Here is a 21,172-nt window from a genome sequence, read left to right on the forward strand (position 1 = left end):
AGTGGATCTCGGGATGTTCGAGTGCCGGATCGTGACATCCGGGGAGGGGCGGGGGGCGGGGCTGGTGGGGCCGGGCCGCTGCCGCTGCCGTGGCCGTGTCTCGCGTACGCCACTGCCGTGGTCGCGTCCCGCGTACACCGCTGCCGTGGTCACTTCTCGCGTACGCCGCTGCCGTGGCCGCGACTCGCGTACGCCCGCGGGTCTCGCCCACGCCCGCCGGTCCCAGGTGCACCCGCCGGTCCCGCGTGCGCCCGCGGTCCCAGGTGCGCCCGCCGGTCCCGCCTGCGCCCGCGGGCTGCGAAAGCGGCCGCTGCCCGAAGAACACCTCCGCGGGCCGTCTTGACGGCAGGGCGACGGGCGGTGCCTACGTATCGATTCGCCGGACAGGCGGAGATGCATTGGCCTAAGCTGCTCTCAACTGTCACGGCAGTATGGCTCCGTACCCTTTCCTACGTCGTTCCCTCGCTGTTCGTTCAGCTTCGTGCGGCTCCTCCGGAAGCCCGCATGGTCCGGCCGGGCCGGCGGGGGGTCGGTCCCGGGAGCGGGTGTGGTCCGGCCGGGGGGTGGTGCGCGGTTCGTCCGTGCGTCGTCCCTGGCGGCCTTTGGCGCATCCGTGTCGGGTCTCTGGCGGATCCGTGACCGAATCCGCCCCAACCGGCGCGTGTGTCCGCCGCGCCGCAGCTCAACTGCCCGCATTTGCCGGGTAGGTCGTGCATGTCGCCAGCTCACTCCGTCGGGTGATCTGCCGCTTACGCATAGTCCGTTCGGGCCATCCAAGATTGGGCCCGAAGGGGGTGTTGCGCTGTGCCCACCTTCCGTAACGTCCTCAACTGGCGGCGGTGAATATGCCGCTGCCGCCGTGGGGGAGCCTCGATTCGGGAGAGGACGGCGCCGGTATGGGCTGGGTAACCGACTGGAGTGCGCAGGCCGCCTGCCGCACTACCGATCCGGACGAACTGTTCGTACAAGGAGCAGCGCAGAACAGGGCCAAGGCGGTGTGCACCGGCTGCCCGGTGCGGACCGAGTGCCTGGCCGACGCGCTGGACAACCGCGTCGAGTTCGGCGTGTGGGGTGGCATGACGGAGCGGGAGCGGCGCGCACTGCTGCGCAGGCGCCCCACGGTCACCTCATGGCGCAGGCTCCTTGAGACCGCGCGCTCCGAGTACGAGCGTGGCGCGGGCCTGCTGCCCGTGGACTTGGACAACGAGGAGACGTACGAGAGCTACGCCGCCGTGGGCTGACCCCACGTCAAAGCTTCAGCAGTACGGGCTGACCGCCTGACCGCCTGACCGGTTCAGCGGGCCACCGGCTCTCCGGGGTGCCGCCGCGCTCACGGGCGGCCCCGGAGCCGGGTCACGGGCGGCCCCCGGAAGCCGGGTCGGGCCGCCCCGGCACCCCGGCGGGTCGCGGGCTCCCACCGTGGCGGGTCACGGGCTCCCACCGTGCGCCATCGGTACGCCGCACAGTGCAGCGCTTCGTCCGGCGGGCATGCCGGGCACCGCTGCGGCCCGCCGGCCCGGTGGTGCCGCACGCGGCCGTACCGGGCGCCCGTTTCCGGTGGCCGGGTGCCCCGGGTTCAGCGGGCCGGGTCGCCGGTGGCCGCCGCGAGCTGGTCGCCGATGGCGCGCAGGCCCGCGAGGTCGTGGACGTCTCCCGGCAGCGCGGCCACCTCGGCCACCGCCACCTCGGGGTGCAGCGCGGTGAAGCGGTCGCGCGTGTGCCGCTCGCGGGCGATCAGGCGCATCCGCTCCGCGTGCAGCCGCAGCAGGCCCGCGGTCAGCCGCTCGACGGACGAATCCGCGGGCGGCTCCGCGGGCGGGGCTATGGACGTGTCCGGTTCCGGTACGGGCGCGGGCTCGGTTCCTTCGGACGGGGTGCCGGTGGACGGTGAACCACCGGGCGTCCCGGGGGAGTCGGGAGCCTGCGTGGCGGGAGCCCCGGAGGAGGGAGCCTCGAAGGAGCTACGCACTCCAATCTTCCCGCCCTCCTGATCCACAATGCGGCGCTCCTCAAGATTTTCCGCCGCCGCGAGCGCCCGCTCGGCGGACAGCTCCGCCGCCCCGCTGCCGTGCACCCGGTTCAGTACGAGGCCGGCGAGCGGCATGGCGTCCGCGGCGAGCCGCTCCACGAAGTACGCCGCCTCCCGCAGCGCGTCCCGCTCCGGCGACGCCACCACCAGGAACGCCGTGCCCGGTGCCTGGAGCAGCCGGTAGGTGGCGTCGGCCCGCTTGCGGAAGCCGCCGAACATCGTGTCCATGGCCGCCACGAACGTCTGCACGTCCCGCAGGAGCTGCCCGCCGAGCAGCTTGCCGAGGGCGCCCGTCATCATCGACATGCCGACGTTCAGGAACTTCATCCCGGCCCGGCCGCCCACCTTCGCCGGGGCCATGAGCAGCCGGATCAGCTTGCCGTCCAGGAACGACCCGAGCCGCTTGGGCGCGTCCAGGAAGTCCAGCGCCGAACGCGAGGGCGGCGTGTCGACGACGATCAGGTCCCACTCGTCCCGGGCCCGCAACTGCCCGAGCTTCTCCATCGCCATGTACTCCTGCGTGCCCGCGAAGCCCGCCGAGAGCGACTGGTAGAAGGGGTTGGTCAGGATCGCCTTCGCGCGCTCCCGGTCCGCGTGCGCCTCGACGATCTCGTCGAAGGTGCGCTTCATGTCGAGCATCATGGCGCACAGCTCGCCCTCGCCCTTGATGCCCTCCACCCGCCGCGGCACGTTGTCCAGCGAGTCGATGCCCATGGACTGCGCGAGGCGGCGCGCCGGGTCGATGGTCAACACCACGACGGACCGCCCCCGTTCGGCGGCGCGCAGGCCGAGCGCGGCGGCCGTGGTGGTCTTGCCCACGCCGCCCGAGCCGCAGCACACCACGATGCGCGTCGAGCGGTCGTCGAGCAGGGCGTCGACGTCGAGCGGGTCACGTGCCGGGTCGAGGCTCATGAGTTCCTAGGCTTCCGGGTGTCGGGGGGTTCCGCGGTCACGAGACCCCCTGCTGCCGCAGCTCCGCGGCGAGCTCGTACAGGCCCGCCAGGTCCACTCCCTCGCTCAGCAGCGGGAGTTCGTGCAGGGGCAGGTCCAGATCGGCGAGGAGCGAGCGCTGGGAGGCCTCCAGGGCGTGCCGCTCGGCGTACTCGGCGGCCTGGTCCAGGAGCGGGTCGACGAGGCGGGCGGCGGCCCCGCGGGAGCCGCCGAGGCCCGCGGCCGACAGGGACGCGGCGATGGCGGTGCGCGGCGCGCCCCCCAGGCCCAGGTCGAGGGCGGCCTCGTCGAGCAGCGCCGGGCGCACCATGTTCACGATCACGCGGCCCACCGGCAGTCCGGCGGCGCGCAGCTCGGCGATGCCGTCGGTGGTCTCCTGGACGGGCATCTCCTCCAGGAGGGTCACCAAGTGCACCTGGGTCTCGGGGGACTTGAGGACGCGCATCACGGCCTGCGCCTGGTTGTGTATCGGGCCGATCTTGGCGAGCCCCGCGACCTCGTCGTTCACGTTCAGGAACCGCGTGACGCGGCCCGTGGGCGGCGCGTCCATGATCACGCAGTCGTACGCGAACCGCCCGCTCCGGTCCTTGCGGCGTACGGCCTCGCAGGCCTTGCCGGTGAGCAGGACGTCCCGCAGGCCCGGCGCGATCGTGGTCGCGAAGTCGACGGCGCCGAGCTTCTTCAGGGCGCGGCCGGCGCCGCCGAGCTTGTAGAACATCTGGAGGTAGTCGAGGAGTGCCAGTTCGGCGTCGATGGCCAGGGCGTACACCTCCCCGCCGCCCGGGGCCACGGCGATCTTCCGCTCCTCGTACGGAAGCGCCTCCGTCTCGAAGAGTTGTGCGATGCCCTGTCTGCCCTCGACCTCCACGAGGAGGGTGCGCTTTCCCTCGGTCGCGAGGGCGAGCGCGAGGGCCGCGGCGACCGTGGTCTTGCCGGTACCGCCCTTGCCGCTGACGACCTGGAGCCTGCTCACGTCTTCGAGCCTAACCAGTCCGCCCGCGGGCTACGCATGAGGCTGTCCGTAGGGGGCCGGTCCCAGGCATTACAGTCGCCGTATGACCAAGTGGGAATACGCAACGGTGCCGCTGCTCGTCCATGCCACGAAGCAGATCCTGGACACCTGGGGAGAGGACGGCTGGGAGCTCGTCCAGGTCGTCCCGGGCCCGAACAACCCCGAGCAGCTCGTGGCCTACCTGAAGCGCGAGAAGCAGGCATGAGCGCTGTCGAGGCGAAGCTGGCGGAGCTCGGGCACACGCTGCCCGAGGTCGTCCCGCCGCTCGCGGCGTACCAGCCCGCCGTGCGGTCCGGCGTGTACGTGTACACGGCCGGCCAGCTCCCCATGGTGGACGGCAAGCTGCCCGTCACCGGCAAGGTGGGCGGGGAGGTCACGCCCGAGGAGGCCAAGGACCTGGCCCGGCTGTGCGCGCTCAACGCCCTCGCGGCCGTGAAGTCCGTCGCGGGCGACCTGGACCGGATCGTGCGCGTGGTGAAAGTGACCGGTTTCGTCGCCTCCGCGCCCGACTTCACGGGCCAGCCCGCCGTCCTCAACGGCGCCAGCGAGCTGCTGGGCGCTGCGCTGGGCGACGCGGGGGTGCATGCGCGGAGCGCGGTGGGGGTGGCGGTGCTGCCGCTGGACGCGCCGGTGGAGGTCGAGATCCAGGTCGAACTGGAGGCGTAGCCCTGGCGGGCGGCCGGGGCGGGGGTGAGGCCTGCTGCCGCCGGGCCGGGGCCTTTCTCCCACCCGCCCACCCGTGCTGCCCGGCTCTGCCCGCCCGGCCCGGGCGCGGAGCGCTTTCCCGCCGTTGCCTGGCGGGGCCGTTTCCCGCCCGCCCACCCGTGCTGCCCGGCTCTGCCTGCCCGGCCCCGACGCGGAGCGCTTTCCCGCCGTCGTCAGCTTCCCGCTGTGGGCAATCGTCCCGCTGGGCGGGACGGGTGGGCACAGCGCCCAGGTGCCGAGCAACCGTTCGGCCAGCCCCCGGCCGGCCCAGGTGGCTCTCGAACATCCGCTCCACACCAGATAGCCTCCGCCCATGGCGAATGGGCAGTGGTACCCCCCGGAATGGCCCGACCGCGTCCGCGCACTCGCGAGCGGCGAGCTCACCCCGGCACCGCCACGCCCCGCCGCCACGGTGCTGCTCCTGCGGGACACCCCGCGCGGGCCGGAGGTCCACATGCTGCGGCGGCGTACGTCGATGCCGTTCGCGGCGGGCGCGTACGCCTACCCGGGTGGTGGCGTCGACCCCCGCGACCACGAGCGCGCCGTCCGCTGGACGGGCCCCTCCCGTGCCGCCTGGGCCGCCCGCCTCGGCCTCGACGAGTCCGCCGCCCAGGCCACCGTCTGCGCGGCCGTCCGCGAGACGTACGAGGAAGCGGGCGTCCTGCTCGCGGGCCCCACCCCGGACACCGTCGTCGGCGACACCACGGGCGACGACTGGGAGGCGGACCGCGAGGCCCTGGTGGCCCGCGACCTGTCCTTCGCCGAGTTCCTCGACCGGCGCGGCCTCGTGCTGCGCAGCGACCTCCTGGGGGCGTGGGCCCGCTGGATCACTCCGGAGTTCGAGCCCCGGCGCTACGACACCTTCTTCTTCGTGGCCGCGCTCCCCGAGGGCCAGCGCACCCGCAACGCCTCCACGGAGGCGGACCGCACGGTGTGGATCAGCCCCGATGCGGCGGCCGACGGCTACGACCGCGGCGAGCTCGTCATGATGCCGCCCACCATCGCGACCCTGCGCCAGCTCGGCCCGTACCGGACCGCCGCCGACGCCGTGGCCGCCGCCTCCGGGCGCGACCTCACGCCGATCCTGGCCCGGGCCCGGATCGAGGACGGCGAGCTGGTGCTGACCTGGCCCGGCCACGACGAGTTCACCAAGCACATCCCCTCCGGCGGCGCGGCGTGAGCGACCCGCGCGCGTCCGCCGCCCCCCAGCCCGACGGGAGCCACCCCCGCATGACCGAAGCAGCGGCCCTGCCGGGCCGGCCCAGGGGCGGGGTGATCGGCGGCCCCGCCACCGACCGCGCCGTCAACGTCCTCGCCCCCAACCCGTCCGCCATGACCCTGGACGGCACCAACACCTGGATCGTCGCCGAACCGGACTCCGGCCTCGCCGTCGTCATCGACCCGGGGCCGCTGGACGAGACCCACCTCGCCCGCGTCGTCGAGACCGCCGCCCAGGCCGGAAAGCGCGTCGCGCTCACCCTCCTCACGCACGGGCACCCCGACCACGCCGAGGGCGCCGCCCGCTTCGCCGAGCTGACCGGCACCAAGGTCCGGGCGCTCGACCCGGCGCTGCGCCTCGGCGACGAGGGGCTCGCCCCCGGTGACGTGATCACCACCGGCGGCCTTGAGCTGCGCGTCGTGCCCACCCCGGGCCACACCGCCGACTCGCTCTGCTTCCACCTGCCCGCCGACCGGGCCGTCCTGACGGGCGACACCGTCCTGGGCCGCGGCACCACCGTCGTCGCCCACCCCGACGGCCGCCTCGGCGACTACCTGGACTCGCTGCGCCGGCTGCGCTCGCTGACCGTCGACGACGGCGTCCGTACGGTCCTGCCGGGCCACGGCCCGGTCCTGGACGACGCCCAGGGCGCGGTCGAGTTCTACCTGGCCCACCGCGCCAGCCGCCTCGCCCAGGTGGAGACGGCCGTCGAGGACGGCTACACGACGCCCTCCGAGGTCGTGGCGCACGTGTACGCGGACGTGGACCGGTCCCTGTGGCCCGCGGCCGAGCTGTCGGTACGGGCGCAGCTCGACTACCTGGAGGAGCACGGCCTGATCTGGTGACCGGCCCCCGCGCCGCCGGGCCGGGGCGCGTGGTCCCGGGCGTGGGTGACGGTCAGGCCCCGGTGGACCGGGGTGCCTTCTCGCCGTGCACGGCGGTGTACTCCGCGGCCAGCCACGGGCCCAGGTCGTCCACGAGCCCGCGCAGCACCTCCGCGTCGGCCACGGGCTCGTCCGCGACGGCGGCGGCCGCCCGCATCCGCGCGGCCCGCCCGGGGTAGTACCGGCCGAAGACCTCCGCCATCGTGGCCAGGTCGCTGGTCCAGCCGCCCCAGCGGGGCATGACCAGGGTGAAGCCGGTGCGGACGAGGTGCCGGGAGAACCGGCGGCACAGCGCGCGCAGCTCGTCCGCGCCGCCGGGGTCCGCCACGGCCCGGTCGACGGCCGCGCGCCAGCGGGGCAGCAGCAGGGCCAGGTCGCCGTTGGTCTCCCGGGCGAGCAGGCCGCTGGGCCGGTAGCGGGGCAGGAACTCCGCGAGGTCCTCGCCGAGCAGCGGCGTACAGAGGCAGGCCAGGAACCAGCCGTGGTCGTACGTCTCCTGCTCGCTCAGGACGCGGGCGCGGCCGAGCAGCAGCACGCCGACCCCGTCGACCTCCGGGAACTCCCGGTCCACGGCGGCGGCGACGGCGTCCGCGTCGGCGCGGTCGGCCGCGGTCGGCTCCTCGCGCAGGACGAGCAGCAGGTCCAGGTCGGAGCGGCGGACGCGGGCGGTGCCGCGCGGCACGGAGCCGTACAGGTACGCGCTGTCGAGCCGCTTGCCGAAGACGTCCGCGACCCGGTCGCGCGCGGCGGCGACGACGGGCCGGAAGGCGTCCTGGATCCGCCCGAGCGACCCCTCGCGCGCGATGTACCCCTGGCTGTCGAGGCCACGGCTGTCGAGCCCCTGGCTGTCGAGTCCACGGCGTTCGAGCCCACGGCTGTCGAGTCCACGGCTGTCGTTGGTCATGGGGTCACTGTGCAGGCGGGGGGCACGGGGGGCGAGCAGGTCCGGGGGTGTGTTCCGCGGCGGCGCGGGGCCGGGCGGGCCGGATGCCCCGGGTACGCGGAACCGGGGCCGCCCCGGCAGGGGGCGACCCCGGCTCCGTACGCACGAGGTGGCGGGTCAGCGCGAGCGCTTGGCGAGCCGCTCGACGTCCAGGAGGATCACCGCGCGGGCCTCCAGGCGCAGCCAGCCGCGGCCCGCGAAGTCCGCGAGGGCCTTGTTGACCGTCTCGCGGGAGGCGCCGACGAGCTGGGCGAGCTCCTCCTGCGTGAGGTCGTGCACCACGTGGATGCCTTCCTCGGACTGCACGCCGAAGCGGCGCGACAGGTCGAGCAGGGCGCGCGCCACACGGCCCGGGACGTCCGAGAAGACCAGGTCGGACATCTGGTCGTTGGTCTTGCGCAGGCGCCGGGCCACGGCGCGCAGCAGGGCGGCGGCCACCTCGGGCCGCGCGTTCAGCCACGGCTGGAGGTCGCCGTGGCCGAGGCCGAGGAGCTTGACCTCGGTGAGCGCGGTGGCGGTGGCGGTGCGGGGGCCCGGGTCGAAGAGCGACAGCTCGCCGATGAGCTCACCGGGGCCCAGGACGGCCAGCATGTTCTCGCGGCCGTCGGGGGAGGTGCGGTGGAGCTTCACCTTGCCTTCGGTGACCACGTACAGGCGGTCTCCGGGGTCGCCCTCATGAAAGAGCGCGTCTCCGCGGGCGAGGGTCACCTCACTCATGGAGGCGCGGAGCTCCGCGGCCTGCTCGTCATCGAGCGCCGCGAAGAGCGGGGCGCGCCGCAGAACGTCGTCCACGAGTTCTCTCCTTGTCGACCTGCATCAGGGGACCGTGCCCCCAGTTTGCCGGACGGTTCAAACAGTGTGATCAGTCACTCAAGTCTGCCGCACTTGCGTCGGAGGCAATGCGGAAGGGGGCCAATTGGGGGCTGATCCGGGGCATCGGCTCCGCATACCGCTACCCGCGCACGGCCCGGACATCCGCCCCAGGGCCCGTGAGAGCACAGGCCGGGGCGGCGCGGGACGGGGTTGCCCCGGATAATTCTGCTGTGGGCGAACACGCTTCCGCCACCCCGGTGAACCGGACAAACCGGGCGGATGTCGTGGTCCGCGAGGTGCCCGACGCACCGCGCACGGGGGCGGAACGGGGGCTCGGGGAGTGAGCGGAAGGAGGCGTGCCCCGGCGTGCGCCCCGCGCCGGGCTTCGTCGCGGTGACAAGTGCGTATCTCCGCCATCGGTGTCAGTGGGGGCCCGTACGCTGGCCGCATGGCGAATGAAGGCGCTTCACGGGCCGCTCGGCCCCCTGCGGAGCCGGCCGCCGCCGAGGGCCCGGGGGAGTCCCCCGCCGCCCCCGCGAAGCGGAGCGGGACGTCCCGGACGGCGGATACGGAACGAGCGGCCGGTCCGGTGACGAAGAGGACGGCGGCGAAGAAGACGGCCGCGAACAAGACGGCGGCCAAGGCAGCCGTGAAGGCGCCCGCGAAGAAGGCGCCCGCGAAGAGAGCCCCGGCAGGGAAGGCCTCCGGCGGGAGGGCGGTGTCCGCCAAGGCGCCCGCCGCCCCCAGGACGCGTACGGGCCTCGTGCGGCAGGCCCGGCGGATCAACCGCGAGCTCGCCGACGTGTATCCGTACGCCCACCCGGAGCTGGACTTCGAGAACCCCTTCCAGCTCCTGGTCGCCACGGTCCTGTCGGCCCAGACCACGGACCTGCGGGTGAACCAGACCACGCCCGCCCTGTTCGCCGCGTACCCGACCCCGGAGGACCTGGCCGCCGCCAACCCCGAGGAGGTCGAGGAGCTGATCCGGCCGACCGGCTTCTTCCGGGCCAAGACCAAGTCGATCATGGGCCTGTCGGCCGCGCTGCGGGACGAGTTCGACGGGGAGGTGCCGGGGCGCCTGGAGGACCTGGTGAAGCTGCCCGGCGTGGGCCGCAAGACGGCCTTCGTGGTCCTCGGCAACGCCTTCGGGGTCCCCGGCATCACCGTGGACACCCACTTCGGCCGTCTCGTCCGCCGCTGGAAGTGGACGGAGGAGACGGACCCGGACAAGGTCGAGGCCGCCGTCGGCGCGCTCTTCCCCAAGAGCGAGTGGACGATGCTCTCGCACCGGGTGATCTTCCACGGCCGCCGCATCTGCCACTCCCGCAGGCCCGCCTGCGGCGCCTGCCCCATCGCCCCGCTCTGCCCGTCGTACGGGGAGGGCGAGACGGACCCCGAGAAGGCGAGCAAGCTCCTGAAGTACGAGAAGGGCGGCATGCCCGGACAGCGCCTCAAGCCCCCGCCGGACTACCCCGGCAAGGCCGCGCCGCCGCTCGGCGCCGCCGGGTGAGGGAGGAACCATCCACGGGGGCCGGGGCGTTGTGCAGGAACGGATGAGTGCATGGGGACCGACGGGGGACCAGGGACCAAGGGCCGGGGGCCGATGACGCACGCGAGCGACACGCACACAGGGCACACAGGCGGCAGGGACATGACCGAGAACGGCGAGCCACACGACCGGCCCCCTGTCCCCGCCTCCGAGGAGCCTCCTGTCGCTGCCCCCGCCCCCGCCTCGGGCCCTGCCCCCGCCCCCGCCTCGGGCCCTGCCCCCGCCCCCGCCTCGGGCCCTGCCCCCGCCCCCGCCTCGGGCCCTTCCTCGGACGAGCCTGCCGCGCCCGCCCGGGGTGCCCTCCGGAACGGCCACGGTCCCGCCCCCGCCCCCGTCCCGGTCACCACCGAGGGGCTGCCCGCCTGGCTGACCCCCGTGGCCCGGGCGGCGGCCACCGTCCGGCCCGACCAGCTCAGCCGCTTCCTCCCGCCGGAGGGCGGCGGCGGGCGCCAGTCCGCGGTGCTCGTCCTCTTCGGCGAGGGCGAGCGGGGCCCCGAGCTGCTGCTGATGGAGCGCGCGGGATCGCTGCGCTCGCACGCGGGCCAGCCGTCGTTCCCCGGCGGCGCCCTGGACCCGGAGGACGGCGACCCGCGCGGCGAGGGCCCGCTGCGCGCCGCGCTGAGGGAGGCCGAGGAGGAGACCGGCCTCGACCCCGCCGGCGTCCAGCTCTTCGGTGTCCTGCCGAGCCTGTTCATCCCCGTGAGCGACTTCGTCGTGACGCCCGTGCTCGGCTGGTGGCGGGTGCCCAGCCCCGTCGGCGTCGTCGACCCGGCCGAGACCGCCCGGGTGTTCACGGTGCCCGTGGCCGACCTCACGGACCCGGCGAACCGCGCGATGGCGGTGCACCCCGCCGGTCACCAGGGCCCCGCCTTCCTCGTGCAGCGCGCGCTGGTCTGGGGCTTCACCGCCGGGGTCATCGACCGGATCCTGCACTTCGCCGGCTGGGAGCGCCCGTGGGACAGGGACCGCCGCGTCCCGCTCGACTGGGGCTCATGACAAGGTTGCGGGGACCGAGGCCACCGGGGCCGAGGACGGCGCGGGCCGCGTGCGGCGCGGCGCGCGGCGGCGACCGTGACGCGAGGCGGGGAATCATGCGAGGCGAGGACTGAATCGGTGAACGTGCTGGACATCCTGCTGCTGCTCGCCGCGGTGTGGTTCGCGATCGTCGGCTACCGCCAGGGCTTCGTCGTCGGCATCCTCTCGGTGATCGGCTTCCTCGGCGGCGGCCTGGTGGCGGTGTACCTGCTGCCCGTGGTCTGGGACGCCATGACCGACGAGGGCGCGAAGGTCACCACGACCGCGGCGGTGATCGCCGTCGTCGTCGTGATCGTCTGCGCCTCCGTCGGCCAGGCCTTCACCACGCACCTGGGCAACAAGCTGCGCCGGTACATCACCTGGCAGCCCGCCAGGGCCCTGGACGCCACCGGCGGCGCGCTCGTCAACGTCGTCGCGATGCTCCTCGTCGCCTGGCTGATCGGCTCCCTGCTGGCGGGCACGACGCTGCCGACGCTCGGCAAGGAGGTCCGCAACTCCAAGGTGCTGCTCGGCGTCGACCGGGCCCTGCCGGGCCAGGCGGACACCTGGTTCACGGACTTCTCCTCGGTCCTCGCGCGCAACGGCTTCCCGCAGGTCTTCAGCCCGTTCTCGAACGAGCCGATCAAGGAGGTCTCGCCCCCCGACCCCAAGCTCGCCCGCAGCCAGGTCGCCGTCACCGCCAAGCGCTCCATCGTGAAGGTCAGCGGCGACGCGCACCGGTGCGGCAAGGCCCTCGAAGGCACCGGCTTCGTGTTCGCGCCGCGCCGCGTCATGACGAACGCGCACGTCGTCGGCGGTGTGGACGAGCCCCGGGTGCAGATAGGCGGCGAGGCCGAGAAGTACGACGCCAAGGTCGTGCTCTACGACTGGAAGCGCGACATCGCCGTGCTCGACGTGCCGACGCTGCCCGCGCCCGCGCTGAAGTTCGCCTCCGAGGACGCGGTGAGCGGCAAGAGCGCCATCGTGGCGGGCTTCCCTGAGGACGGCCCGTACGACGTGCGCCCCGCGCGCGTGCGCGGCCGCATCACGGCCAACGGCCCGGACATCTACCACCGGGGCACGGTCCGCCGCGATGTGTACTCGCTGTACGCGACCGTCCGCCAGGGCAACTCCGGCGGCCCGCTGCTGACCCCCGACGGACGGGTCTACGGCGTCGTGTTCGCCAAGTCGCTCGACGACCCGGACACGGGCTACGCCCTGACGGTGGACGAGGTCCGCGAGGACATCGAGCGCGGCCGCACCGCCAACCAGGAGGTCGACAGCCAGGGCTGCGCGCTCTGATCCGGGCGCGGGGCGTGCGTCCCGGCCGGCGGCCGGGACGCCGGCCCCGGTCACGGGCGGGCGGCCGTCACCGCTCGGGGTGCGGGGCGGGAAGGCGCGGGCGTACGCGGGTCAGGCGCGGGTGTGCCGCAGCCGCGCGGAGACCCAGCGGGCCCGGCGGCGAAGGATGCGCGGGATGCCGATCACTTCCCGAGCGGGTCCCGCGTACCCCGCGTCCTGCGGGGCGCCTCGCTCGTGGCCGTTCACCACGGTGGCTGCCCGGCGCTTGCGTGCTACGTCACTGTAGTCGTGCGTCCAGCCCATACCCGGACGTGTGCCCGTGCCTCAAGGTCGGTAACCGCGCACAGGGGCCCCAATTGGCCTATGCGCCGGGCAAGTGGCGTTCGTACGACTGATGTTCCCGCTTGTGGGTGACGGCAGGGCGCGCCAGGGCCCTGCGGCGGCCCGGTTGCGGGCCCCCGGCCGCCCGGCGCGGGGCCTCAGCGGTCCGGCTCGGGGTCCTTGAGCCAGCTCACCAGCTCGTGGGAGAAGGCCACCGGGTCCTCCTCGTGGGGGAAGTGCCCGAGCCCGTCGAACAGCCGCCAGCGGTACGGCGCTTCGACGTACTCGCCGGACCCGGCCGCGCTGCGGGTGCGCATCACCGGATCGAGCGAGCCGTGCAGATGCAGCGTCGGCACCCGGACCGGTCGCTTCATGCGGCGGTTGAACTGGATGCCGTCGGGCCGGGCGAGGGAGCGCACCATCCAGCGGTACGGCTCGATCGAGCAGTGCGCCGTCGACGGGATGCACATCGCCCTGCGGTACGTCTCCACGGCCTCGTCGTCCGGCAGCCGCGGCCCCGACCAGTCCCGCACCAGGCGCGCCACCAAGGCCCCGTCGTCCGCGACGAGCTGACGCTCCGGCACCCAGGGCCGCTGGAAGCCCCACACGTACGACCCGGCGGCCGTCTGCTTCCTGTCGCGCAGCATCGCCGAGCGCCAGCGCCGCGGGTGCGGCATGGAGGAGACGGCGAGGCGGCGCACCAGCTTGGGCCGCATCACGGCGGCCGTCCAGGCGAGGTAGCCGCCCAGGTCGTGGCCGACGAGCGCGGCGTCCGGCTCGCCGAGGGAGCGCACCACGCCAGTGATGTCGAGGGCCAGGTTGGCCGGGTCGTAGCCGCGTGGGGTGCGGTCGCTGCCGCCGACGCCCCGCAGGTCCATCGCCACCGCGCGGAAGCCCGCGTCGGCGAGCGCGACGAGCTGGTGCCGCCAGGTCCACCAGAACTGCGGGAAGCCGTGCAGGAGCAGCACCAGCGGGCCGTCACCGAGCTCCGCGATGTGGAAGCGGGCGCCGTTGGCGGCGACGTCCCGGTGCGTCCAGGGGCCGTCGATGCGCACGGCCGACGAGGTCGCGGACGCGTGCTGGGGGGTGGTGCCGGGGTCCGTCATGAAGTCGAGCGTGCCACAGCGTCGGCCCGCTCACCGGCCTCGAGCTCAGGAGCGCCGGTCGTCGGGCGCAGCCGGCGCGGGTGCGGCTTGGCGTGCTGGAGCACGGCGGCCGTCTCCTTGGCCGCGGCGGCGGCCTTCTGCGGGCCCTTGCCCTTGGCGGCCTTCTTCGCGAAGACCACGCCGATCAGAGCGAGCAGCCCGGCCACCAGGACGTTGGCGGCGAAGGACAGCAGGAAGCAGACCGCCAGGTTCCAGTCGCTCCAGGTGTGGATGCCGTAGGCCAGGGCGAAGCTCAGCATCGGCAGCGAGAAGAGGAGCACGGCGAGGGCCGCGACGAACGCGCCGCTGCCGATCGCGCCGCGCTTGACGTCCTGCGTCAGTTGCGCCTTGACCAGTGCGATCTCGTCGTGCACCAGCTCCGACATCTCTTTGCTCGCCGCGGAGACGAGCTGGCCGAGGCTGCGTTCGGTGCCGACGGGACCGTCGGGTGCGCTCATCGCGTGCTCCTCATTTCTCTGTCTGCCGGTCCGCGCGGGCGCCGGGGTGCGCCCGGCGGGGTGCGGCTCGGCGGGCGCACCCCGGCGCCCTGCGGAAGGTTCCTGGTCAGATCATGCCGGACCGTGGTCCGGTTCGCCCGATCCGGCCGCTGTTTCCGCCCGCCTGCGGTGTTCGGCAGCCTTCTTCTCGTAGATCTCGGCCATCCGCAAGTGGTACTCGGGGTTGTCCTGTTCGTAGATGTCCGGTATGCCGTCGAGGTCCTCGTCGCGCTCCTCCTCCTCGTACATCGCGCGGTACTTGGCGTTGCGTATCTTCAGCAGGACGCCGGAGAGCACGGCCGCCGTGAGGGAGCCGACGAGGACCGCCGCCTTGACCTCGTCGGTGAGGGCCGGGTCGTCGCCGAAGGCGAGCTCCCCGATGAGCAGCGAGACGGTGAAGCCGATGCCGGCGAGCGAGGCGACGGCGAAGACGTCGGCCCAGGCCAGGTCATCGTTCAGCTCGGCCCGGGTGAAGCGGGCGGCGAGCCAGGTGCCGCCGAAGATGCCGACCGCCTTGCCGACGACGAGGCCGAGGACCACGCCGAGCGTCTCGGGCCGCGTGAAGACGTCGCCGAGCGCCCCGCCGGAGATCGCGACCCCGGCGCTGAACAGGGCGAACAGCGGCACCGCGAGGCCCGCCGAGAGGGGGCGTACGAGGTGCTCGATGTGTTCCCCGGGGGAGTGGCCCTCGCCCTCCCTGCGGTGGCAGCGCAGCATCAGGCCCATGGCGACACCGGCGATGGTGGCGTGGACGCCGCTGTTGTACATCAGCCCCCAGACGACGACGGCCAGCGGTACGTAGACGTACCAGCCGCGCACCCCCTTGCGCAGCAGCAGCCAGAAGACGGCGAGGCCGATGACGGCGCCGCCCAGCGCGGCGAAGTTCAGGTCGCTGGTGAAGAAGACCGCGATGATCAGGATCGCGAAGAGGTCGTCGACGACGGCGAGCGTCAGCAGGAAGGCGCGCAGCGCGGAGGGCAGCGCGGTGCCGATGACCGCGAGGACCGCGAGCGCGAAGGCGATGTCGGTGGCGGTGGGCACCGCCCAGCCGCCCAGGGAGCCGCCCCCCGCCGTGTTGACCAGCGTGTAGACCAGGGCCGGTACGGCCATGCCGCAGAGCGCGGCGATGACGGGCAGCGCGGCCGCCTTGGGGTCGCGCAGGTCGCCCGCGACGAGCTCGCGCTTGAGCTCGATGCCGGCGACGAAGAAGAAGACCGCGAGCAGCCCGTCGGCGGCCCAGTGCTGCACGGACAGGTCGAGCCCCAGCGAGCCGGGGCCCAGGTGGAAGTCCCGTACGGTCGCGTAGCTCTCCTTGAGCGGGGTGTTCGCCCAGATCAGGGCCGCGATGGCGGCGACGAGCAGCAGGACGCCGCCGACGGTCTCGGCGCGCAGCGCGTTCGCCACGAAGGTGCGCTCGGGCAGGGAGAGGCGTCCGAGGAACGTGTGCTTGCGGGGGGTGGACGCGGCCACGGGAGTCGACCTCCGGTCGGGTAGGCAGGGCTGAACACATGCCGACCAGACTTCCCGGCGCACCTATGGGTGATGTCGCGCGCTGTCCGCCGCGGATCTCGCCACGGTTCTTGTCGCGTTGTTGACGTTGATCCTTAGCCTACCTAATCGCTTGGACGGGCGTGCGGCGGGAGGACCCGGTGAAAGCCACTTTAGGGGCGAATCCGGCACTCGGCAGGCGCGCGCCGGTGCCCGCGCACATGAGAAGGCACCCGGCGCGCGGGGCGCCGGGTGCCTGGAGGGGGCTCGGGGGCGGCTGCGGGAGCAGGCCCGGAGCGGCCCGGGGAGCGGGCCCCGGTGGGGCCTTCGCCAAGGCCTCGCAGAGGCGTGGCGGCGCGTGCTAGTCCTCGCTGCCCGCCGTCGGGAGCTTGGTCTGGATGAGGTCCATCACGGAGGAGTCCGTGAGGGTGGTGACGTCGCCCAGCTCGCGGTTCTCCGCGACGTCCCGCAGGAGCCGCCGCATGATCTTCCCGGAGCGGGTCTTGGGCAGCTCGGCGACCGGCAGGATCCGCTTGGGCTTGGCGATCGGGCCGAGCGTCGTGCCCACGTGGTTGCGCAGTTCGGTGACCAGGTCCGCCGTCTCCGACGCGGTGCCGCGCAGGATCACGAAGGCCACGATGGCCTGGCCCGTGGTCTCGTCGGCGGCGCCCACGACGGCCGCCTCGGCGACGGACGGGTGCGAGACGAGCGCGGACTCCACCTCGGTGGTGGAGATGTTGTGCCCGGACACGAGCATCACGTCGTCGACCCGGCCCAGCAGCCAGATGTCGCCGTCCTCGTCCTTCTTGGCGCCGTCCCCGGCGAAGTACCGGTTCTCGAAGCGCGACCAGTAGGTGTCGAGGAACCGCTGGTCATCGCCCCAGATGGTGCGCAGCATCGACGGCCACGGCTCGGTCAGGACCAGGTAGCCGCCCCCGCCGTCGGGCACCTCGTTGGCCTCGTCGTCGACGACGGTGGCCGCGATGCCGGGCAGCGGGCGCTGGGCCGAGCCCGGCTTGGTCTCGGTCACGCCCGGCAGCGGCGAGATCATCATCGCGCCGGTCTCGGTCTGCCACCAGGTGTCCACGATGGGGCACCGGTCGCCGCCGATGTGCTTGCGGTACCACATCCACGCCTCGGGGTTGATCGGCTCACCGACCGAGCCGAGCACGCGCAGCGAGGACAGGTCGTACTTCGCGGGGATGTCGTCGCCCCACTTCATGAACGTACGGATCGCCGTGGGAGCGGTGTACAGGATCGTCACCCCGTACTTCTGCACGATCTCCCAGAAGCGGCCCTGGTGCGGGGTGTCGGGGGTGCCCTCGTAGATCACCTGCGTCGCGCCGTTGGCCAGCGGCCCGTACGTGATGTACGAGTGGCCCGTCACCCAGCCGATGTCGGCCGTGCACCAGTAGACGTCGCTCTCCGGCTTCAGGTCGAAGACGGCGTGGTGGGTGTAGGCCGCCTGCGTCAGATAGCCGCCGGAGGTGTGCAGGATGCCCTTCGGCTTGCCCGTCGTACCGGACGTGTACAGGATGAACAGCGGCTGCTCGGCCTCGAACGCCTCCGGGGTGTGCTCGGCCGGCTGGCGCCCCACCACCTCGTGCCACCACAGGTCGCGGCCCTCGGTCCAGGCCACCTCCTGCTCGGTGCGCCGGACGACCAGCACCTGCTGGACGCCCTCGACGCCCTCGCGGCCCAGCGCCTCGTCGACGGCGGGCTTCAGCGCGGACGGCTTGCCCCTGCGGTAGCCGCCGTCGGCGGTGATGACGAGCTTGGCGTCGGCGTCCTTGATGCGCGCGGCGATCGCGTCGGCGGAGAAGCCGCCGAAGACCACCGAGTGCGCGGCGCCGATGCGGGCGCAGGCCAGCATCGCCACGACCGCCTCGGGGATCATCGGCAGATAGACGGCGACGCGGTCGCCCTTGCCGATCCCCAGCTCCGTCAGGGCGTTGGCCGCGCGGCTGACCTCGTCCTTGAGCTCGGCGTAGGTGAGGGCCCTGCTGTCGCCGGGCTCGCCCTCGAAGTGGATGGCCACCCGGTCGCCGTGGCCCGCCTCGACGTGGCGGTCGACGCAGTTGTAGGCGACGTTCAGCCTGCCGTCCGCGAACCACTTCGCGAACGGCGGGTTCGACCAGTCCAGCGTCTCGGTCGGCTCGGTGGCCCAGGTCAGCCGACGGGCCTGCTCGGCCCAGAAGCCGAGCCTGTCAGCCTTGGCCTGCTCGTACGCCTCCGCGGTGACATTGGCGTGCTCGGCCAGGGCGGCCGGCGGCGCGAAGCGACGCTCCTCCTTGAGAAGGTTGGAGAGGGAAGAACTTTCGCTCACTTGCCCATCCCTTCCCATAGAAGATTGGCCAGGCTTTCGTTGCTCACGACATCTCCCTTTCCCAGGGTGTCCGTTGTGTCCCAGGCCACAGCTCATCAGACACCCGGCCATGGTGACAAGGGTTTCCGGACAATTGGTTTAGACCTCTAGGGGTGCTGGTGGGAAGGGCGGGGTGCCGGGTGGCCGGGGACAAGGCGGCGCGCGGGCCGAGCCGCCGGGAGGATGCCGTTCCGGTTTCGGCGGCGGGGCCCGCGCGCTCGGCCGCGGCGCTCAGCCGGCGCGTGTGACCTCCGCCGGGGGTGTCGGGCTGACCTGGCTGAACACCTCGTGCGGCAGGGAGGGGCCGACCGCGCCGGAGGCGTCCCCGGGGCCCTCGGACAGCAGGTACGCCTGGGCCTCGCCCACGTGGAAGTACATCCCGTGCAGCTCCAGGGTGCCCTCGGCGAGCCGCCGGGCGACGGCCTCGTGGGCCCGCAGGTGCTCCAACTGCTGCACCACGTTGGTCAGGCAGAGCTGCTCGACCGCGTCCGCGGGCGCCCGCCCGGCGAGGCGCGGCGCGAGCTTGTCGGACGGCCGCCCGGCGGCCGACGCGGCCATCCGCTCCAGGCTCGGCAGGCCGTGCCGCAGCCACCGCTTGAGCGGGGTCTGCGCCCCGGCGGGCGGGGAGCTGAGCAGCGCCTGCATCGCGCCGCAGCCCGAGTGCCCGCACACGGTGATGGACTTGACCTCCAGGACGTCCACCGCGTACTCGATGGCCGCGGCGACCGAGTCGTCGCCGCTCTCGGCGCCGGGCAGCGGCACCAGGTTGCCCACGTTCCGTACGACGAAGAGGTCGCCCGGCCCGCTCGACGTGATCATCGAGGTGACGACCCGGGAGTCGGCACATGTCAGGAAGAGCTGTACGGGACGCTGCCCTTCGCGCGCGAGCCGGGCCAGCTCGCCGCGCACGCGCGGGGCCGTGTGCTGCTGGAAGGCGCTGATGCCCTTGGCGAGGGGGTGCTGGTGGTGGGCCTGGGGGTCCGGCGCCGCCCGGTCGTCGGTAGTGGCCTGCGGGGGCGCCTCGCAGTGGTGGTTGCGCCACGGTGTCCAGGGGCGGCAACTGCACTGGGCGACGCCCGCGGGCTCGGCGATGCGCTGCCCGCCGCGGCCGGTGATCTCCGCCGTACCGCCGTGCGCGGCGTGCGTGTCCTGCCAGCTCTGCAGCGTCTCGTACGCCGCGTGGTCCATGAACGAGCCGTCCAGCTCCACGACGGCGTGCGCCCCGCGGGGCACGTGGTGCAGGCAGCGGCTGAGCCGGGGCACCGCGAGGAAGGTCAACTGGCCCCGGACGTGGATGTGGTGGACGCCCTCCGCGTCCTCCTCGCAGATGATGCGCGTACGGGCGAGGCGGTGCAGCGCGACCGCCACGGCCGCGGCGATGCCGAGCGCCACGCCTTCGAGGACGCCGAGCACGACCACACCGAGGGTGGTGACGGCGTAGACGACGATCTCACGGTGGCGGGTGACGGTGCGGATGTGGTTGAGGCTGACCATCTGGATGCCGACGGCCATGACGAGCGCGGCGAGGGCGGCGAGCGGGATCAGCTCCAGGACGGGCACGAGCAGCAGGGAGGCTCCGACCACCCAGAAGCCGTGCAGGATCGTGGAGTTCCGGCTCACGGCGCCGGCGCGGACGTTCGCCACGCTGCGCACCGCGACCCCGGCGATGGGCAGGCCGCCGAGCGCGCCCGAGACGATGTTCGCCGCGCCCTGGCCGCGCAGCTCCCGGTCGAGGTCGGAACGGCCCACGCCGTCGGCCGGGTCCGTGCGGCCTGAGGTGAGCTTGTCGATGGCGACCGCGCCGAGCAGCGACTGCACGCTGCACACCAGCGTCACCGTGAGGACGGCCGCGACGAGGCCGAGCGCGGGCCCCTCCGGCAGCCCCGCGAGCGCGTGGCTGCGCCAGGACGGCAGCTCGACCTTGGCCAGGGGCAGGGCGGTGAGCCCCGCGATGGCCGTGGCCACGGCGACGGCCACCAGGGGCGCGGGCAGCACGCGGGCGGCCCGTCCGGCACGGCCGGGGATGCGGGGCCAGAGCAGCAGGAGCACCAGGGTCAGGACGCTGATCGACAGGGCGGCCGGATGCAGGTCCGACAACTGGGCGGGCAGCGCGCGGAGGTTGTCGACGACCGAGCTCTGCGGGGTGCCGCCGAGCACGATGTGCAACTGGGCGACGGCGATGGTCACGCCGATCCCGCCGAGCATGCCGTGCACGACGGCCGGGCTGACGGCGAGGGCGGTACGCGCCACGCGCAGGCAGGCCAGGCCGAGTTGGGCGAGGCCGACGAGGACGGTGATGGCGCAGGTGGTGCGCCACCCGTAGCGCTGGATGACGTCGGCGGTGACGACCGTGAGACCGGCGGCGGGGCCGCTGACCTGGAGCGGTGAGCCGCCGAGACGTCCGGCGACGACGCCGCCGACGGCCGCGGCGACGAGGCCCGCCTGGAGGGGCGCGCCGGTGGCGAGGGCGATGCCGAGCGACAGCGGCAGGGCGATCAGGAAGACGGCGACGGACGCCGAGATGTCGGCGCCCGCGAGGGAGAGCCGACGGCGCGGCGGGGGCGCGTGGGGCTGCTGTACGGAGCCCGATGCGTGGGCCGAGTCGGTGACGCGTGGCGGGACGCTGGCAGACATTTCCCGTCTCCTCCGGGGCGGCGCGGTCGCGGAACAGGGGGTCCTCCGACGCGATGCCGGAGGGCGGGTCGCGGCCGTGGGTCACGGCGTAACAGCGGCGGGATAAATCAACTCTCGGTAAACGGATCGTAATGCAGAGTAAAGGTCGCGGCAGGATTTTTGGTGCAAATGGGGCAAGCGTCCACTCCGACGAGTGAATAAATCTTTTCATCGGCTTGTCGTTACGCGGCCGTTCGGTACCCGTGCGAGGTTTCAGGCGGTATGTCCCGAATTGAAGGGTTCGCGGGGTCCGCAGGTGTCG

17 protein-coding genes and 1 pseudogene are annotated in these 21,172 nt (G+C 73.5%); 8 read left to right on the plus strand and 10 right to left on the minus strand.

The window, feature by feature from the left end; all coding sequences use genetic code 11:
* Positions 1-896 precede the first annotated feature (896 nt).
* Entirely contained in the window at positions 897-1,241 is a 345-nt protein-coding gene (locus IE330_RS01480; RefSeq protein ID WP_190133954.1) for a WhiB family transcriptional regulator, read from the plus strand.
* Between the two features lie 335 nt (positions 1,242-1,576).
* Here the strand turns inward: IE330_RS01480 and bagB are convergent, their stop codons facing one another.
* On the minus strand, positions 1,577-2,941 hold the full coding sequence (gene bagB / locus IE330_RS01485) for an ATPase BagB (protein ID WP_190133955.1): 1,365 nt from the start codon (positions 2,939-2,941) through the stop codon (positions 1,577-1,579).
* A gap of 37 nt (positions 2,942-2,978) precedes the next feature.
* A complete protein-coding gene (gene bagA / locus IE330_RS01490) occupies positions 2,979-3,953 on the minus strand; it encodes an ATPase BagA (protein WP_190133956.1) in 975 nt (324 codons plus the stop codon).
* 82 nt (positions 3,954-4,035) lie between these two features.
* Between bagA and sp36 the strand changes: the two genes are divergently transcribed.
* From sp36 to IE330_RS01510, 4 genes are all read left to right on the plus strand, one after another.
* Positions 4,036-4,197, plus strand: coding sequence for a Sp36 family protein (gene sp36, locus IE330_RS01495; protein ID WP_003975360.1), 162 nt, complete (start codon positions 4,036-4,038; stop codon positions 4,195-4,197).
* A complete protein-coding gene (locus IE330_RS01500; protein ID WP_190133957.1) occupies positions 4,194-4,658 on the plus strand; it encodes a RidA family protein in 465 nt (154 codons plus the stop codon). Before sp36 ends, IE330_RS01500 begins: the two co-directional genes overlap by 4 nt.
* Before the next feature lie 352 nt (positions 4,659-5,010).
* Positions 5,011-5,877 (plus strand): NUDIX hydrolase, encoded by an 867-nt coding sequence (locus tag IE330_RS01505; protein WP_190133958.1) that lies wholly within the window; start codon positions 5,011-5,013, stop codon positions 5,875-5,877.
* 50 nt (positions 5,878-5,927) lie between these two features.
* The gene (locus IE330_RS01510) at positions 5,928-6,761 is read left to right on the plus strand and encodes an MBL fold metallo-hydrolase (protein ID WP_190133959.1); all 834 of its coding nucleotides are present in this window, start codon (positions 5,928-5,930) and stop codon (positions 6,759-6,761) included.
* A 52-nt stretch (positions 6,762-6,813) separates the two neighbouring features.
* Here the strand turns inward: IE330_RS01510 and IE330_RS01515 are convergent, their stop codons facing one another.
* Entirely contained in the window at positions 6,814-7,704 is an 891-nt protein-coding gene (locus tag IE330_RS01515; RefSeq protein ID WP_229925261.1) for a nucleotidyltransferase domain-containing protein, read from the minus strand.
* Positions 7,705-7,860: 156 nt separating this feature from the next.
* Complete coding sequence (locus IE330_RS01520) at positions 7,861-8,535, minus strand: Crp/Fnr family transcriptional regulator (RefSeq protein ID WP_006382668.1); 675 nt, start codon at positions 8,533-8,535, stop codon at positions 7,861-7,863.
* Between the two features lie 469 nt (positions 8,536-9,004).
* Here IE330_RS01520 and nth point away from each other — a divergent pair, with 469 nt between their 5' ends.
* From nth to IE330_RS01535, 3 genes are all read left to right on the plus strand, one after another.
* Positions 9,005-10,066: an endonuclease III gene (gene nth, locus IE330_RS01525; RefSeq protein WP_229925262.1), complete on the plus strand. Its 1,062-nt coding sequence runs from the start codon at positions 9,005-9,007 to the stop codon at positions 10,064-10,066.
* A 393-nt stretch (positions 10,067-10,459) separates the two neighbouring features.
* The gene (locus IE330_RS01530; protein ID WP_190134036.1) at positions 10,460-11,101 is read left to right on the plus strand and encodes an NUDIX hydrolase; all 642 of its coding nucleotides are present in this window, start codon (positions 10,460-10,462) and stop codon (positions 11,099-11,101) included.
* A gap of 117 nt (positions 11,102-11,218) precedes the next feature.
* Positions 11,219-12,421 carry a MarP family serine protease gene (locus IE330_RS01535; RefSeq protein WP_190133960.1) on the plus strand — a complete coding sequence of 401 codons (1,203 nt, stop codon included), beginning with the start codon at positions 11,219-11,221 and terminating at the stop codon, positions 12,419-12,421.
* Between the two features lie 111 nt (positions 12,422-12,532).
* Here the strand turns inward: IE330_RS01535 and IE330_RS38645 are convergent, their stop codons facing one another.
* The 6 genes and pseudogenes from IE330_RS38645 to IE330_RS01560 form a co-directional block, all read right to left on the minus strand.
* Positions 12,533-12,724 carry a hypothetical protein gene (locus IE330_RS38645; RefSeq protein ID WP_229925263.1) on the minus strand — a complete coding sequence of 64 codons (192 nt, stop codon included), beginning with the start codon at positions 12,722-12,724 and terminating at the stop codon, positions 12,533-12,535.
* Positions 12,725-12,900: 176 nt separating this feature from the next.
* The gene (locus IE330_RS01540) at positions 12,901-13,848 is read right to left on the minus strand and encodes an alpha/beta fold hydrolase (protein WP_190133961.1); all 948 of its coding nucleotides are present in this window, start codon (positions 13,846-13,848) and stop codon (positions 12,901-12,903) included.
* Complete coding sequence (locus IE330_RS01545) at positions 13,845-14,345, minus strand: phage holin family protein (protein WP_190133962.1); 501 nt, start codon at positions 14,343-14,345, stop codon at positions 13,845-13,847. Before IE330_RS01545 ends, IE330_RS01540 begins: the two co-directional genes overlap by 4 nt.
* A 111-nt stretch (positions 14,346-14,456) precedes the next feature.
* A complete protein-coding gene (gene nhaA / locus IE330_RS01550; RefSeq protein WP_190133963.1) occupies positions 14,457-15,854 on the minus strand; it encodes a Na+/H+ antiporter NhaA in 1,398 nt (465 codons plus the stop codon).
* Positions 15,855-16,233: 379 nt separating this feature from the next.
* Positions 16,234-18,287 (minus strand): annotated as a pseudogene (gene acs / locus IE330_RS01555) (acetate--CoA ligase).
* Positions 18,288-18,468: 181 nt separating this feature from the next.
* On the minus strand, positions 18,469-20,871 hold the full coding sequence (locus IE330_RS01560) for a bifunctional SulP family inorganic anion transporter/carbonic anhydrase (RefSeq protein WP_190133965.1): 2,403 nt from the start codon (positions 20,869-20,871) through the stop codon (positions 18,469-18,471).
* Between the last annotated feature and the right edge of the window lie 301 nt (positions 20,872-21,172).

It is taken from the genome of Streptomyces longispororuber, assembly GCF_014656095.1.
In the GTDB taxonomy this organism is placed as follows: domain Bacteria; phylum Actinomycetota; class Actinomycetes; order Streptomycetales; family Streptomycetaceae; genus Streptomyces; species Streptomyces longispororuber.